This is a genomic window from Carboxydothermus pertinax (assembly GCF_001950255.1).
GTDB classification, from domain to species: domain Bacteria; phylum Bacillota; class Z-2901; order Carboxydothermales; family Carboxydothermaceae; genus Carboxydothermus; species Carboxydothermus pertinax.
In genome coordinates this window covers 1-15,710 of sequence record NZ_BDJK01000020.1, presented here as the reverse complement: position 1 = coordinate 15,710, position 15,710 = coordinate 1, and the positions used below count along the sequence as shown (strand labels likewise).

17 protein-coding genes are annotated in these 15,710 nt (G+C 42.6%); 15 read left to right on the top strand and 2 right to left on the bottom strand.

What is annotated here, in order from left to right; translation table 11 throughout:
* Window positions 1-112 precede the first annotated feature (112 nt).
* Both cpu_RS06730 and cpu_RS06725 read left to right on the top strand, forming a co-directional pair.
* Window positions 113-1,159, top strand: a complete 1,047-nt coding sequence (locus tag cpu_RS06730) for a YkvA family protein (RefSeq protein ID WP_075859264.1) — start codon at window positions 113-115, stop codon at window positions 1,157-1,159.
* Window positions 1,160-1,161: 2 nt separating this feature from the next.
* Window positions 1,162-1,629 carry a flavin reductase family protein gene (locus cpu_RS06725; protein WP_159433982.1) on the top strand — a complete coding sequence of 156 codons (468 nt, stop codon included), beginning with the start codon at window positions 1,162-1,164 and terminating at the stop codon, window positions 1,627-1,629.
* Here cpu_RS06725 and cpu_RS06720 read toward each other — a convergent pair.
* Window positions 1,626-1,982: a L,D-transpeptidase gene (locus cpu_RS06720; protein WP_075859262.1), complete on the bottom strand. Its 357-nt coding sequence runs from the start codon at window positions 1,980-1,982 to the stop codon at window positions 1,626-1,628. The two genes, cpu_RS06725 and cpu_RS06720, sit on opposite strands and share 4 nt — an antisense overlap.
* A 40-nt stretch (window positions 1,983-2,022) precedes the next feature.
* On the opposite strand from cpu_RS06720, the gene ispE reads away from it, so the two are divergent.
* From ispE to cpu_RS06690, 6 genes are all read left to right on the top strand, one after another.
* Window positions 2,023-2,889 carry a 4-(cytidine 5'-diphospho)-2-C-methyl-D-erythritol kinase gene (gene ispE, locus cpu_RS06715; protein WP_075859261.1) on the top strand — a complete coding sequence of 289 codons (867 nt, stop codon included), beginning with the start codon at window positions 2,023-2,025 and terminating at the stop codon, window positions 2,887-2,889.
* A 47-nt stretch (window positions 2,890-2,936) separates the two neighbouring features.
* Complete coding sequence (locus tag cpu_RS06710) at window positions 2,937-3,626, top strand: GntR family transcriptional regulator (RefSeq protein WP_075859260.1); 690 nt, start codon at window positions 2,937-2,939, stop codon at window positions 3,624-3,626.
* Window positions 3,619-4,362: an NTP transferase domain-containing protein gene (locus cpu_RS06705; RefSeq protein ID WP_075859391.1), complete on the top strand. Its 744-nt coding sequence runs from the start codon at window positions 3,619-3,621 to the stop codon at window positions 4,360-4,362. Before cpu_RS06710 ends, cpu_RS06705 begins: the two co-directional genes overlap by 8 nt.
* 32 nt (window positions 4,363-4,394) lie before the next feature.
* On the top strand, window positions 4,395-5,600 hold the full coding sequence (gene ilvA, locus cpu_RS06700; protein ID WP_075859259.1) for a threonine ammonia-lyase: 1,206 nt from the start codon (window positions 4,395-4,397) through the stop codon (window positions 5,598-5,600).
* A 12-nt stretch (window positions 5,601-5,612) separates the two neighbouring features.
* The gene (glmU, locus tag cpu_RS06695; RefSeq protein ID WP_075859258.1) at window positions 5,613-6,953 is read left to right on the top strand and encodes a bifunctional UDP-N-acetylglucosamine diphosphorylase/glucosamine-1-phosphate N-acetyltransferase GlmU; all 1,341 of its coding nucleotides are present in this window, start codon (window positions 5,613-5,615) and stop codon (window positions 6,951-6,953) included.
* A 106-nt stretch (window positions 6,954-7,059) separates the two neighbouring features.
* Window positions 7,060-8,001, top strand: coding sequence for a ribose-phosphate diphosphokinase (locus cpu_RS06690; RefSeq protein ID WP_075859257.1), 942 nt, complete (start codon window positions 7,060-7,062; stop codon window positions 7,999-8,001).
* On the opposite strand, the gene cpu_RS06685 is transcribed toward cpu_RS06690, so the two are convergent.
* Complete coding sequence (locus cpu_RS06685) at window positions 7,998-8,558, bottom strand: PRC-barrel domain-containing protein (protein WP_075859256.1); 561 nt, start codon at window positions 8,556-8,558, stop codon at window positions 7,998-8,000. The genes cpu_RS06690 and cpu_RS06685 overlap by 4 nt on opposite strands.
* Window positions 8,559-8,679: 121 nt before the next feature.
* Here cpu_RS06685 and cpu_RS06680 point away from each other — a divergent pair, with 121 nt between their 5' ends.
* The 7 genes from cpu_RS06680 to spoVT all read left to right on the top strand — a co-directional run bounded on the left by cpu_RS06680 (window position 8,680) and on the right by spoVT (window position 15,613).
* Complete coding sequence (locus cpu_RS06680) at window positions 8,680-9,270, top strand: 50S ribosomal protein L25 (RefSeq protein WP_075859255.1); 591 nt, start codon at window positions 8,680-8,682, stop codon at window positions 9,268-9,270.
* Window positions 9,271-9,292: 22 nt separating this feature from the next.
* Window positions 9,293-9,856, top strand: coding sequence for an aminoacyl-tRNA hydrolase (pth, locus tag cpu_RS06675; protein WP_075859254.1), 564 nt, complete (start codon window positions 9,293-9,295; stop codon window positions 9,854-9,856).
* Between the two features lie 8 nt (window positions 9,857-9,864).
* Window positions 9,865-10,245: a hypothetical protein gene (locus tag cpu_RS06670; RefSeq protein WP_075859253.1), complete on the top strand. Its 381-nt coding sequence runs from the start codon at window positions 9,865-9,867 to the stop codon at window positions 10,243-10,245.
* Between the two features lie 3 nt (window positions 10,246-10,248).
* Window positions 10,249-10,401 (top strand): hypothetical protein, encoded by a 153-nt coding sequence (locus cpu_RS13640; protein ID WP_159433981.1) that lies wholly within the window; start codon window positions 10,249-10,251, stop codon window positions 10,399-10,401.
* A 16-nt stretch (window positions 10,402-10,417) separates the two neighbouring features.
* Window positions 10,418-13,903 (top strand): transcription-repair coupling factor, encoded by a 3,486-nt coding sequence (mfd, locus tag cpu_RS06665; protein ID WP_077177217.1) that lies wholly within the window; start codon window positions 10,418-10,420, stop codon window positions 13,901-13,903.
* A gap of 56 nt (window positions 13,904-13,959) precedes the next feature.
* Window positions 13,960-14,967 carry a peptidylprolyl isomerase gene (locus cpu_RS06660; protein WP_075859252.1) on the top strand — a complete coding sequence of 336 codons (1,008 nt, stop codon included), beginning with the start codon at window positions 13,960-13,962 and terminating at the stop codon, window positions 14,965-14,967.
* Window positions 14,968-15,052: 85 nt separating this feature from the next.
* Window positions 15,053-15,613 carry a stage V sporulation protein T gene (spoVT, locus tag cpu_RS06655; protein WP_075859251.1) on the top strand — a complete coding sequence of 187 codons (561 nt, stop codon included), beginning with the start codon at window positions 15,053-15,055 and terminating at the stop codon, window positions 15,611-15,613.
* Window positions 15,614-15,710 lie beyond the last annotated feature (97 nt).

Genomic DNA, 15,710 nt, shown 5'->3' with positions numbered 1-15,710 from the left:
ATGTGAATGTTCCAACAAGCACCCCCTCTTTTTGGGTTATTCAACCTTTTAGAAAAACCGCTTTTTCAGCGGTTATTTTTTTTGTATAATTTTAACGTAAGGGGGCGGGATAATGCCGGATGCCTGGTCGTTTTTTCATAAAATTAAAAACTTATCTCAGGAAGAATGGCAAAAATACCAGAAAGAAGTACCACAAAAACTAGAGGAAGCAGCTTTAAAAGTTGAAACACCGGAGTTAAAGTCACTAATTTACTACTTAAAGTATTTTTGGGAGATGTTTTTTGACGAAAACTTTCGCATTGAGCCGAAAACTAAACTGGTGATTTTAGCAGGCATCCTTTATTTTGTGCTCCCGGTGGATATTATCGGTGATTTTTTACCGTTTTTGGGCTTTTTAGATGATGCTTTTGTGATTCGCCTGGTTTGGGAGTTTATTGGCGATGAAGTGCGAAGATATGCAAGTTTTAAAGGGGAAAATCTTTTTGAGGCGCCATTAGATATAAAAAGCCTTTTAGATAAAAAATTTGGACTTTTAAAAGATTTATTAAAAATTTCGCCTTTTTTTATGGCGTTAAAGCTGGAAAATCGGATAGAGGATTTAGAAAATTTATATTATATTGGCCGGGAATTTTTTAAACATAACCGGCTGGCAAATGTTTTAAGAGGTAAGCTTTATTTATCCGAGAGTTTTATAGTGGGAGTTTTAAGAGAATTACCGCCGGAATTACCAGTACGCGAGTTACAAGTAGAAATTCGAGGTGATGAACTTTGGCTAAAGGGTAATCTTTCGTTATATAATTTAAATTTTAAGCAAAAAATAATTAAAACCCAGTTATACACCGAAAGGGAAAATATTTTTGCTGAAGTTTATCTCGGGGATATGCCAGAACTAAATCTTTCAGGTGCTAGAGGTTTTTTCTATCGGGCCTTTGCTCCTATAGCGGGTTTTTGGGGAGTACGCAAATTTCTAGAGGTAAATAAAAAGCGTTTTCCCGGGATAGACTTAGAAGGGAAAAAACTTAAAATAGATTTAGGTTATTATTTTAAACCGGAGAATTTAAAGTTAAAAGCTTTATTAAAATTCGCTGAAAAACTGCCACCCTTAACAATTTTACCGCAAAACGGTTTGGTGGTGGTAAAAATTAATGAGGAGGGATAATTTTGGCTAAAGGACTTGATTATTTAACCAATTCGGTAGCTTTACTTGGCTACAATGACCGGGAGCAGGGTAATTTTACTACTGTGGCCTGGATTACCCAGGTTTCAGTGAATCCGCCAATGGTTTTAGTAAATCTTGCTCCCAAAAGGTATGCTTACCAGAAAATTAAAGAGAGTGGAGAGTTTACTCTGGCAATCTTAGCCGAAGACCAGAAGGAAATTGCTGATTTTTGCGGTAAAAATTCCGGGGCAAAAGTAGATAAGGTAAAAGAGCTAAATCTTCCGGTAGTTCGGGGAGAAAAAGTTTCTGCTCCAAAACTTACCACAGCAATTGCCAACCTCGAATGTCGTTTGGTAAAAGAGATTCCTGCGGGTGACCATATTGTCCTGGTGGGAGAAGTAGTGGCCGAGGATGTGCCTAATCCTGCTAAAAAGCCGCTGGTTTTCCACCAGTGGAAGTATCTTTATTAATCTTTGGTGATGATTACCCGGCTCCAGAGGGGAACTTGGGGGAATAATTCTTCAATGTCTTTATTATGCATTCGAATACAACCTTTGGACACCTCTAGGCCAATGGAGGCCGGATTATTAGTACCGTGAATGCCATAATTGCCACCGGGGATGGTAAGTCCCATCCAGCGGCTACCAAGGATGCCGTAGGGACTGCCCCCGGGGTTAATAATTTTATTTTTTATGCGGTATACTCCGGTAGGGGTGGAAGAGTTAGGAGCTCCTACCGCTACCGGCCAGGATTTAACCGGTAAATTGTTTTTATAAAGGGTTAAAATTTTCTTTCTCAAACTTACCAGAAGATGAACTACCATAAAATTACCTCCTTGTTGAGGGGTAACGGGAGGAAAAGGATTGTTAATCTTTGCACCGGCAAAAATAAATCTTACTTTAGATATATTAGGAAAGCGCTCCGATGGTTACCATGAGCTCTGGTCGATAATGCAGTCTATTACTTTAGGGGATTTAGTGGAGATAGAGCCGGCGGAAGAATTAAAGCTAAAAATTGCTGGGGCGAATTTACCTGCGGATGAGACTAATATTGCCATTAAAGCAGCCCGAGCCTTAATGGATGCAACTGGGAAAACCTTTGGAGCTAAAATAACGTTATATAAAAAGATCCCCCAGGAAGCAGGGCTAGCCGGTGGCTCGACCGATGGTGCGGCTGTGCTTTTTGGTTTAAATAGACTTTATAATTTAAATTTCTCTGCAGAAGAGCTGGAGAAAATTGGGGCCAGAGTGGGAGCAGATGTACCTTTTTGTTTAAAGGGTGGAACAGCCTTGGTGGAAGGGATAGGGGAGAAGGTAACAAGGCTTACTCCTCTAAAAAAAGGCTATTTTGTCCTTTATAAACTGCCCTTTGGCATTTCTACCCGCATGGCTTATTTAAAGCTAGCAGGAAAAGATTTAACTACCAACCGCCCAAATCACCAAAAGGTTTTAGAAGCGTTAGCCAGGGAAAATTTACAAGAATTGGGACAAAATTTAAAAAATGTTCTGGAAATAAGTGCTATGGAAATAAGACCGGAAATATATAGATACAAAAAGGAACTTTTAAACTTAAATCCCCTGGGAGTTTTGATGTCCGGTAGTGGCTCAACCCTTTTTGCTTTAACGGAAAATCTGGCAAAGGCTTACGAAATTTTCAGAAAAATAAATTTACCGGGGCAAAAATTTATTGTTCGGCCTTATGCTGTAGGACCTACTTGCTTAAAGCCTTAAAGAAATTGTAAAATAATATAATATAAATTAAGAAATGAGGGGATTATATGGGGAGATTAAATCCTATTATCCTTGATAATTACAAGCCTTTAAGGGAACTGGTTTTTGAAACCTTACGGGAAGCAATTATCAATGGCGTATTAAAACCGGGAGAAAGGCTAATGGAAGTGCAACTGGCGGAAGAACTGGGGGTTAGCCGTACTCCGGTGCGGGAAGCCATTAGAAAGCTTGAATTAGAAGGCTTTGTTGTTATGATTCCCCGGAAAGGGGCGTATGTGGCTGGAATATCGTTAAAAGATGTGGCCGATGTGTTTGAAGTACGGGCAGCGTTAGAAAGCCTGGCGGCTGGCCTTGCTGCCGAGAGGATTACCGATGAGGAAATTGAAGAGTTAGAACGGGTTCTGGTTCAGCAGCAAAACCTTGCCGATAGTGATCGCTTGGAAGATATAATAAAAGTGGATACGGATTTTCACGATGTTCTTTACCGGGCAAGCCGTAACGAGCGGCTCATTCAAATTGTAAGCCATTTAAGAGAACAAATTCAGCGGTTTAGAACAGCTTCTCTCTCCCAACCGGGTCGGATGCGGATTGCTTTAGAAGAGCATAAGGAAATTGTGGAGGCAATTGCCGAGCGAAATGTGGAAAAGGCTCAGGCTTTAGCAAGAGAGCACATTGAAAATGCAGAACAAAGTATGATTAATGGCTTAAAGGAAAGAGGCGAATTGGTTGGTGATTAATGCTCTGGTATTAGCGGGCAGTGTGAATAGTGGTAAATTAGCTAAAGTCTGCCCCGAACCTTATGAAGCCTTAATACCCCTGAAAGGTAGACCGATGGTTGACTATGTGGTAGACTCCCTTTTAAAAACCCCCGAGGTTAAACAAATAGTAGTAGCAGGGCCCAAAGAGCTTTCCGGACGCTATCCGGAGGGACGGGTGGTGCTGGTCGATGGGGGTGAGTCGGTAGTGGAGTCGGTGCAAAAGGGGTTTAAGGTTTTGCCCCGGGACACTAAGACCCTGGTGGCAACCAGTGATATTCCTTTAATTACTCCGGAGGAAATTAAAACTTTTCTCTTTTCTTGTCCCCCGGGGTATGATGTTTATTACCCGGTGGTTTATAAAGAAGCCATTGAAGAGCGAGATAAATCGGTTCGGCGAACTTATGTAACTTTAAAGGAAGGAACTGTAACTGGCGGGAATCTTTTTTTAGTTGACCCGCGGATTGTGGAAAAAGCTATTGTTAAAGCCCAGGATTTGATAAAACTGAGAAAAAGCCCCTTTAAGTTAAGTCTGCTTTTGGGCTTGGGCTTTGTTATAAAGTTTTTGGCGAAAAAGCTTTCGGTAAAAGAGCTAGAAGAAAAGGTTGGAGGGTTATTAGGGATCCGGGGAAAAGCAGTATTTTCCCGGAGTTTTGGCATTGGTGTGGATGTGGATAAACCGGAAGACCTGGAGCTAGTTTTAAAATACTTGCCCTAGGGGGCTTTTTTCTTTTTTGGGGGTGTTAAAAATTGGTAGAACTAAAAGATGTGCAAGAAGCAAGAATACGGCTCTTGGGAGTGGCTCATCGGACCCTAACGGCTTACTCGGCCACTTTTAGCCGCCTTTCCGGCGGAGAGGTTTATTTTAAGTATGAAAATCTCCAGAAAACAGGCTCCTTTAAGCTAAGAGGGGCTTATAATAAAATTGCGAGCCTTCCGGTGAAAGAACGGGAGCGGGGAGTGGTAGCGGCGTCGGCGGGAAACCACGCCCAGGGGGTAGCGTTTGCCTCCTATAGTGCCGGTATTCCGGCAACTATTGTGATGCCCGAAGGGGCACCCCTGGCCAAAGTCCAGGCAACCCAGAGCTACGGGGCAAAGGTTGTTTTAAGCGGTGCCAGTTACGATGATGCCTACTTAAAAGCTAAAGAAATCATGGAAAAGGAAGGGGCTACCTTTGTTCATGCCTTTGATGATCCCAAGGTAATTGCCGGGCAAGGGACAATAGCTTTAGAAATGCTGGAAGAGGTGCCGGAACTTGATATGCTGGTAGCTCCTATTGGCGGTGGGGGGTTAATTGCCGGTTTGGCGGTAGCGGCAAAAGCTATAAAGCCTAACCTCAAAGTAATTGGAGTTCAGGCCGAAGGTGCGCCTTCATCGTACTATACCCGGAAGGAAGGGAAAAAAGTGACCTTGCCTTCGGTTTCGACCATTGCCGATGGGATTGCGGTAAAAACTCCGGGGGAGCTTACTTCAAAGATTATTTTAGATTTAGTAGATGACATTGTGCTGGTAGATGATGAAGAAATAGCCCAGGCTATTTTAATGGTCTTAGAACGGGGAAAAGTAATGTTAGAAGGAGCGGGAGCTGTTGGAGTAGCTGCTCTTTTGGCTCATAAACTTCCGGTGCGAGGACGTAAAGTGGGAGTGGTCTTATCCGGGGGAAATATTGATGTTCATACCATATCCATAATCATTGAACGGGGATTGGTGAAAGCTGGCCGTTACGTACGGATAAAAACTATTTTAGATGACAAACCCGGAGCACTCCAGAAACTATTGGAGCTGGTAGCCAGGGAAAAGGCCAATATCATTTTCATAAACCACGACCGGATAGCTCCCCACGTACCTATAAAACAGGCCGAAGTGGAGTTAGCCTTGGAAACCCGGGATATAGACCATGTTAATAAGCTTTTAGAGGTCTTAATTAATGCGGGTTATCAGATTATTGAACATTAAGGAGGGCTTTTGGTGGAAGGAATTATTTTAGCGGCAGGTAAAGGGACGCGAATGAAGTCGGACCTGCCCAAAGTTGTCCATGAAGTTGCCGGAAAACCAATGATTTTAAGAGTTTACGATGCTCTAGCGGCGGCCGGGGTGGATAGAGTGGTAGCGGTGGTGGGCTACCAAAAGGAAAAGGTTAAGGAAATCCTTGGCGAACGGGCAATAATGGCGGTTCAGGAGGAGCAACTGGGTACCGGACACGCAGCATTGGTAGCCATGCCTTACATTCAGGATGAAAATGTGTTAATTGTAGCGGGAGATACCCCGTTACTAAAAGCGGCTACCTTGGAAGCTTTAATTAAAAGACATTTGGAAAGCAGTGCTGCAGCGACCGTATTAACTTGCTTTTTGGGAAACCCTTTTGGTTACGGGCGTATCGTCAGAGATGGATATGGGAAAATAATAAAGATAGTTGAAGAAAAGGATGCAACACTAGAAGAAAAACAAATTGCCGAGGTCAATACCGGAATATACTGCTTTAAAACTAATGAGTTAAAAGAAATACTGCCCTTATTAAAAGCCGAAAATGCTCAAAAGGAATATTACTTAACCGATGCTATTCCCCTTTTGTTATCCCAGGGGAAAATTGTTGAAACAATAACTATTCAGGACGAAACCGAAGTCTTGGGGGTTAATGACCGGATTCAACTTGCCCGGCTTACTAAAGAAGTTTATCGTAGAAAAGCCGAAGCTTTAATGCAGGAAGGGGTAACAATAATTGACCCGGAAACGGTATATATTGGAGAAGAGGTTATAGTTGGCCGTGATACGGTGATTTATCCCAATACCTTTTTAGAAGGAGAAACGGTAATTGGTAGCGGCTGTATAATTGGCCCCAATACGCGAATTCAAAATAGTAAAATTGGCAATAATACCGAAATTACCTATTCGGTGGTCAAGGAAGCTGTCGTGGGAGAGGAGGTTAATATTGGGCCTTTTGCCTACCTCCGTCCGGGGACTGTCATTGCCAATGAAGTTAAAATTGGCGATTTTGTTGAGGTGAAAAAATCGTTCATTGGAGAAGGCTCCAAGGTGCCCCACCTTTCGTATATCGGCGATGCTGTGGTAGGTAAGGGAGTTAATATCGGGGCTGGAACTATTACCTGTAACTATGACGGTAAGGATAAATGGGAAACAATTATTGAGGACGGGGCGTTTATAGGTAGTAACACCAACCTGGTGGCTCCCATTAAAGTTGGGAAAAACGCTGTGGTAGGGGCAGGCTCAACTTTAACAGAGAATGTACCCCCAAAAGCGTTAGCCATTGCTCGCTCCCGGCAGATAAATAAAGAAGATTATGTTAAATAATATTTATTTTTTCGTAAAGCGGCAGGAAGTTTTGCCAGCATTCGAGAATAAAAGAGGTGTCGAATTTTGCTCGGAATCGGATTAAAGCAAATGGAGGTTTTTGAACATGAGCCGCTATGATTTAAAGATTTTTTCCGGCAATGCCAATCCCGATTTAGCAAGAGAAATAGCCTCTTTTTTAGGAGTTGAGGTGGGAGATGCCCGGGTTTCCCGGTTTTCCGACGGGGAAATTCAGGTAAAAATAAATGAAAGTGTCCGGGGGGCGGATGTGTTTGTAATTCAGCCCACCTGCACGCCGGTAAATGAAAACCTGATGGAGCTTTTAATTTTAATTGACGCGGTAAGAAGGGCTTCGGCTCGCAGGATTACTGCGGTACTTCCGTATTTTGGCTATGCCCGGCAGGATCGTAAAACCCGAGCCCGGGATCCCATTACGGCAAAGCTGGTATCAAACCTAATTACCGTTAGTGGCGCCCGCCGGGTTATAGCCATGGACTTACATGCCGGACAAATTCAGGGCTTTTTCGACATACCGGTGGACCACCTGGTAGGAGTGCCGATACTGGCAAAATACTTTATTGAAAAAGGCTTTGAAAATAAAGTGGTGGTATCCCCGGATTTAGGCGGGGTAACCAGAGCTCGGGATTTGGCGGAACGGATTGGGGCACCAATAGCGATTATTGATAAGCGCCGTCCGGAACCCAATGTGGCAGAAATCATGAATATTATTGGGGATATTAAAGGGAAAACCGTTATTATGATTGATGATATTATCGACACTGCCGGTACCATAACCCAGGGGGCCCAAGCCCTAATAGAGCGGGGAGCAAAAGAAGTTTATGTGTGTTGCACTCATCCAATCTTATCTGGCCCGGCAGTGGATAGATTGGCAAATTCTCCCATAAAAGAAGTTGTTGTTACCAATACGATCCCCCTTTCTCCAGAGAAAAAACTTCCAAAAATTAAGGTTTTATCAGTAGCTTCATTAATGGGGGAAGCGATTCGCAGAATCCATGAGGACCTGTCGGTGAGCGAACTTTTTGTTTAGTCGTCCCGTTTTTTAAAAAATGCCTTGCCCCATCCGGCAAGGTTTTCTTTTATTTTAGAAAAAGTTTGGGTAGTTTTACTGGGAAGGAGAGTAAGGGCTGTATCTCCCCCCCTCTTGACAACTACCGCATCTTTGCCGATAGTTAATATATAGGAGCTGTCTAACCGGTATATCCGGCCGAACCGGAAAAAACCCGGGGCAATACTAATATTCGTGATTTCTCCGGTAGCAGGATTTAAAATAAAGCTTACCATTTGCCCTAAGTAACTTCCGTCTTCGACGATAACTTTTTGGCCAAAAAGCCGAGGGCCTTTTTTAAGAAGTTCGGATAGTTCCGGTAATTGTTCTGGTTTTTTTAAGGCATCTTTACTGCCGATCAATACTACTTTTGCACTTAACGCTTTAATTTCGCTAAAAGGTAAAAGCTTGGTCCCCGGAAAAAGGCTCCGGCTAACGACTACAAACCCTGCTATTTTTCGCTCATAAGGCTCCACTAAAAGCTCTTTTACTGTTCCGGTGATTACCCCATCCCGGGCGGTGATTACCGGAAGACCCAAAACATGCCGCGCATCCCCAAAATACCACCTCCCGGTCCCTCTTTAATTACATTTATTCCCAAAAAACGTTTTTTAGAACTAAGCTTCGGGAATACTTAGTAAATAAGGAGGGATTTAAAAGGTGGAAACAATTAATGCTTATTTAAGGGAGAAAAAAACCCGGAGCGAACGCCACCGTCTTTTAAACGAGGGGAAAATTCCAGGAGTAATGTACGGGAAAAATATTCAGCCAGTTGCGGTGGCGGTAGAGGCTCGGGAAATTGAAAGGCTCACCGAGAGGGGAATAAAATTACTGGAGCTTTCCTTAGAGGGGAAAAAACAACGGGTATTAGTTAAAGAGCTACAACGCCATCCGGTGACCGGGAAGCTAATCCATGTGGATTTTCAGGTGGTAGAAAGCGGCCGGAAAATCCGGCAACTGGTGCCGGTGGAGCTTTATGGTGAAGCAGAAGGGGTAAGAGCTGGAGGAATTTTGGAACATGGCCTGACGGAAGTTACTGTAGAGTGTCTACCGGAGGACCTACCGGAGTTTATTGAAGTGGATGTTTCTAAACTTTTGGTGGGGGACTGCCTTAGGGTTAAAGACTTAGAGTTACCTTCTGGAGTAAGGGTTATTGAAGATCCGGAGAACATCATTGTCCTGGTTTCAGCTCCGAAACAATACGCTCTGGAGGAAGAGGAGCAAGCTTACCCTCCGGAGGCTACTGCTTAATATATAATTAGGGAGAGAAAAAATGTTTATTATAACTGGATTGGGAAATCCTGGCCGCGAATACGAAAATACCCGGCATAATGCCGGGTTTATGGTTGTAGATGGCTTTGCAGAAAAATTTGGAATACCAATTACCAAAAAAAAATTTAAAAGCCTTGTAGGCGAAGGTGAAATTTTTGGCGAAAAAGTTTTACTTTTAAAACCCCAGACGTATATGAATTTAAGCGGGACAGCCGTGCAGGAGGCAGTTTTCTTTTATAAACTCCCCCTGTCCCGCTTAATTGTTGTTTACGATGACTTGGACTTACCTTTAGGTAAAATTCGTTTGCGCTTAAAAGGTAGTGCCGGCGGTCATCGGGGTATGGGGTCTATAATTAGCTGTTTGGGTTGCGATGAGATCCCAAGGTTAAAAATTGGGATTGGACGTCCGGCTTTTGGGGATGTGAAAGATTACGTCTTAGAGCCCTTTACGCGGGAGGAAAGGGAAATTTTAGAGCCGACCCTTAAATTTGCGGTGGAGGCTTTAGCTGTAGCGTTAAAGGAAGGCTTTAATAAAGCCATGAATGATTTTAACCGGGGGGGTTAAACTTATTTGTGATTTCTTTTTTTTATGGACTTTTAGCGGTAGTATTAGCTTATTTCCTAAATAAATTATTATTAAAATTATCTTCGCCAGTTACTGTTACGTTAATGGCCCCCTGGATAGAGGAACCTTTAAAGACTCTTTTACCGGTTTTAGGGAACGGAAATCTTATTATCGCCCATATGGTTTTTGGTTTTGCCGAAGGCTTATATGATTTATTTACTGCCAAAAAAAATTTTCTGGCCTTTGTCTTAAGTCTCATTACCCATACTGTTTTTGGCCTAATAACTCTTTTTTTTATAACAAAGCTTAGCGTATTTTACGGTATAATAATTGCTGCCTTAGGTCATACTTTATATAACCTGATAATTTTAAAAGTTGCTTGGAGGTAAGCGATGATAATTCATGTTTGTGACTTTTGCCAAAAAACCTATTACTTAAAAGGTAATTTTTCTAAAAGTGCTTATATTCGGGGGATATGCCCGGATTGCCAGGAAGAGCTTTATTTTGAAGAAAAATCTTATTTTGGTCGACCGGTCATTCATTAAAACGGAGGATAAGAATGTGCTAAGTACAAGTATTTTTTCTTTAATGCAGGAAAATTCAGAATTTAAGCGCCTTTTAGAGGGTATAAAGAAGAAGCGTCCCCAGTTGATTTATGGCTCATACGGTAGTGCCAGGACCTTTCTATTAGCAATGGTGGCTAAGGCTTTAGGGCGTCCGCTCCTGGTAATTACCGAAAATGAACAGTCAGCCCGGGAAATGGCCGAAGACCTGGAGTTTTTTTTGGGGCAGCAAACTTCCCGCTTTTTTTATCGGGAGGGACTTTTATTTGACCTTACTGTTCGGGAAAAGGGGGAGCTAAAGGCTTCCCGGATTGAGCTTTTAAAAAAGCTTTCCCGGGGCGAAAGACCCCATACCGTGGTAAATTACGAAGCCCTTACCCGCAAATATCCTCCCCTTGATAGCTTTGCCCGGTGGCGCCGGGAAATAGCTGTAGGAGATAGTCTAGATCCTGATGAACTGGCCTTATATTTAACAAAGATAGGATATGAACGGGTGGACCAAGTCGAAGCTCCCGGGCAATTTAGCCGTCGAGGCGGGATAATGGATGTTTATGTCCCTGGAGAGATACCTTTTCGGATTGAATTTTTTGGTGATGAAATAGATTCCCTGCGGGCTTTAGACATTGAAAGTCAGCGGTCAAAGGAAAATTTAACCAATTCTTATTTATTTCCCGCAGAAATAGCGGTGGTAGACGATGACCGACTTATAGAAGCTAGGCGGAAAATTGAAAAAGATTTGGAGGAACAGGTTAAAAAATTAATTCAGCAAAACAAACGAGAAGCGGTAGGAAGACTTAAAGAAAAAGGAGCGGAAGTTTTTAATATTCTTACCAAAAGCGAAGTAATAGAAAAGCTTTTGCCGTACTTTTGGGACGGAGTTTCGCTTTTAGATTATTTTGAAAAGGATTATCTTATTTTTTTAGATGAACCGGGAAGATTTGGGGAGCAAATAAGTAGTTTAGAAAAGCTTCGCCGGGAAAGCTTTACCGAAGCGTTAACGGGAGGGTATACCCTTCCCCGACAGGTTGATGGGTTTTACAGTGAGGATGAAATTTTTACCCTCCTCCGTCAAAGGCTGTCTGGATTAACCTCTCTTTTACCAAAAACTCCGCGCTTTGTAGGGGATTATGATCCCCATAACTTTGCCGGGAGAAAACCTCCCAATTATCTGGGTAAGGAAAAACTTTTTTACGAAGATTTAAGAAATTTTCTTCAAAATGGTTATCGTATTCTGGTAGTAAGGGGCCGGGAAGAGGCGGCGGTTAATCTTAAGAATGAGCTAATTAAACGGGACTTTCCGGTGAGTTTAGCGGCGGATTTAGAAACCGGGATTGCCCCCAGAGAAGTAAAGATTTTAAGAGGAAGGCTAAGTTCAGGCTTTGAGTTTTTCCAGCAAAAACTGCTGGTTTATTCCGATATGGAACTTTTCGGACGGACAGTAAAAACCCGGGAAAAGCAGGTCTTGGCGGAAGAAAAACTAGAAGAACAGTTTACCCCGGGGGATTTTGTAGTGCACCCGGTGCATGGGATTGGGAAATATTTGGGAATCAAGCCGGTGGAGGTTGGCGGTAACGTTAAAGATTACTTGGTAATTGCCTATCAAGGGGAAGATCGGCTTTATGTACCACCGGAACAGGTAGGTAATCTCCAAAAATATATAGGTGTAGACGGGGAGCCTCCGAAACTTTCCCGCTTAGGCGGTGGCGATTGGCAAAAAGTTAAAAATCGGGTGAAAGCCGCCGTGCGGGAAATGGCCGAAGGTCTTTTGGAGCTTTATGCCAAAAGGATGGCCAAGCCCGGTTTTGCTTTTTCCCCGGATACCGTTTGGCAAAAAGAGTTTGAAGAGCGTTTTCCTTACGAAGAAACTCCTGACCAGCTAAAAGCTATTGCAGAAGTAAAAAGAGATATGGAAAAACCCAAAGTAATGGACCGGCTTTTATGCGGGGATGTAGGCTACGGCAAAACGGAAGTAGCCCTTAGAGCTGCCTTTAAGGCAGTGATGGATGGGAAGCAGGTGGCGGTATTAACGCCTACAACCCTGTTGGCCCAGCAGCATTATAATACTTTCAAAGAGCGATTTTCTGGCTATCCGGTGGAAATTCGGCTTTTAAGTCGTTTTCAAACCGCCCGGGAGCAAAAGGCAACGCTTAATGAACTTAAAAAGGGGAAAGTGGATATAATTATTGGAACTCACCGGCTTTTGCAGGATGATGTCCGGTTTTATGATTTAGGATTGATGATTGTGGATGAAGAGCAACGATTTGGTGTAGCCCAAAAAGAACGTTTGAAGCTTTTAACCGAAACGGTGGATGTCTTAACGTTAACCGCAACCCCAATTCCCCGAACGCTTCACATGGCGCTGGTGGGGATTCGGGATTTAAGCATTTTAAATACTCCGCCAGAAAACCGCTTCCCGGTGCAGACCTATGTTTTAGAAGAGGATCCGTTTATTGTAAGGGATGCTATTCGCCGGGAGCTGGGGCGAGGAGGTCAGGTGTTTTTTGTCCATAACCGGGTTTACGATATTGAGGAAGTAGCCGCCTGGGTACAGGCTTTGGTGCCCGAAGCCCGGGTAGCAGTTGCTCACGGGCAGATGAAAGAGGAGCAGTTAGAAAGGGTTATGCTCGAGTTTATTTCCGGCAAATATGATGTACTGGTTTCTACCACCATAATCGAGACAGGAATTGACCTGCCCAACGTCAATACCCTCATTATAAAAAATGCTGACCGTTTTGGACTAGCCCAGCTTTACCAGCTCCGGGGGCGGGTGGGCCGAAGTAACCGGATTGCCTATGCTTATTTAATGTATGAAAAAGATAAGGTGTTAAAGGAGTCGGCGGAAAAGAGGCTTGCGGCTATTAAAGAATTTACTGAATTTGGCTCCGGGTTAAAACTTGCCATGCGCGATTTGGAAATCCGGGGAGCAGGAAATCTTCTGGGGCCAGAACAGCACGGGCATATTGCGGCGGTAGGTTTTGATATGTATATGAAATTACTCCAGGAGGCAGTAGCGGAATTAAAAGGGCAAGCTACTACCGAGGAAGTAGAGCCGCAGCTGGAATTAAATTTAACGGCCTATATTCCCGAAAGCTATATTCCCGATGAAAAGCAAAAAATTGAAATGTATCGAAGACTTTCGCGTACCAGGAACCTTGAGGATTTAAGGGATGTGGTAGATGAATTAATTGACCGATTTGGTGCGATTCCCAGGGAAGTGGAAAACTTAATTAAATTAATTAAAATAAAAATAATGGCGGCGAAATTAAAGGTAAAAGGAATTTACCAGACCGAAGGGGAACTTAAAATCCAGTTTTTCCCCAATCCCGAAATTACCGCGGAAAAACTTGCCCGTATATCCGGCCAATTAAAAGGCAGGGTGGTGTTCGGGATGAACCCGGATTTAGAAGTTCGCTGCAGGATTAAGGGAATAATTGGTGACGAAATTTTTTCCCTTTTAGAGAGGATATTGGGGCAGTTAAGTTGAATATATAAATGGTAAAATTTTTTACAATTAGGTTAAAATAGAGAGGAGAGAAAGAAATGAAGAAATTTATTAAAATTCTGGCAGCGGTTTTTGTCCTGACCCTTGCCCTTGGTCTTGCGGGTTGTGGGGATTACGTTGCCAAAGTTAATGGAAAGACCATTTCCAAAAAAGAATTTGACCGGCGCTTTTCCCAGGTTCAAGCGGACATGAAATTGCAGGGAGTAGACTTTACTTCTGCGGATGGGCAAAAAATGCTTAAAAATTTAAAGCAACAAACTTTAGACCAGATGATAAATGAACTATTAATTTCCCAGTACGCCAAGGAAAAGAAAATTGAGCCCACTAAAGATGAAATTACCAATAAAATCAATGAAATCCGTGCCCAGTTTACCTCTCCCCAGGAATTTGAAAAAGCTTTAAAGGACCGGAATATCAGTAATGACGATTTAACTGAAATGGTAAGAATTCAACTCATTAACGAAAAAATTTATAATGAAATAACCAAAGGGATTACAGTGTCGGAGCAAGAGGTAAAAGATTACTATGAAAAGCATAAGACTGAAGCAGAATTTCAATCTCCGGAACAGCGGCAGGTACGCCATATTTTAATTGCAGTAAATGATGGTAATGCTCAAAACAATCCCCACTTTAATACCAGTGTCAAAAGAACCGATGCCGAGGCTAAAAAACTTGCCGAAGATTTAATAAAACAAATTAAGGCAGGTAAAGATTTTACAACTTTAGCCAAAGAAAAATCCGATGACCCAGGGGTTAAGGAAAATGGCGGACAGTACACCTTCAGTCGGGGAGAAATGGTAAAAGAGTTTGAAGATGCAGCTTTTGCTTTAAAAAAACCTGGCGATATCACCGAAACTCCCGTTAAAACTGCTTTTGGTTATCATATTATCAAGCTTGAAAAAATTATTCCTGCAAGGCAAAAGAGTTACGATGAAGTTAAAGAACAGCTTAAAAACTACCTTTTAGAACAAAAGAAAAGGGATGCGTACAGTAAGTTTCTCAATGACTTGAGGAAAAAAGCCAAAATAGAAACAAAACTCTCCTAAAGTAATAAATAACAAAAAGTATAATTCCCTCCTTAAGGTTAAATACTAACATTACCAAGCAATTACCTTAAGGAGGGAATTTTTCATGAAAGCAACGGGTATTGTGCGTCGCATTGATGATTTAGGAAGAGTAGTTATTCCCAAAGAGATAAGAAGAACTCTGAGGATACGGGAAGGGGATCCCCTGGAAATTTTCGTGGACCGGGACGGGGAAGTGATTTTAAAAAAATACTCACCCATTGGTGAACTGGGTGACTTTGCCAAAGAATATGCTGAATCCCTCCATGAATCTCTAGGACATATAGCCTTTATAGCGGACCGGGATACTATAATTGCTGTGGCAGGGGCACCTAAAAAAGAGTTTTTAAATAAATCCATTGGGCCTGCGGTAGAACGGGCAATGAATGAGCGGAAGACAGTGGTGATAAACGCTACCGGGGAACACGAATACTGTAAAGAGTGTATAACTGCTGAAGACGGTCAATGCCTGTTTACCTCCGAAATTATTGCTCCTATAATAGTTGAAGGGGATCCGATTGGAGCGGTGATCATAGCCAGTCGCGAGCCCGGAGTTAAACTTGGAACCCTCGAGCAAAAAATGGCTGAAACTGCCGCCGGTTTCTTAGCCAAACAAATGGAACAGTAACCGTTAGGGACGGTTCGAGAGGACTGAAAAAGTAACATTTTTTAGGCGCAAATTGGCTTTTTATAGCTGTAAAATCTTCCTTTAAACAAATATTTAT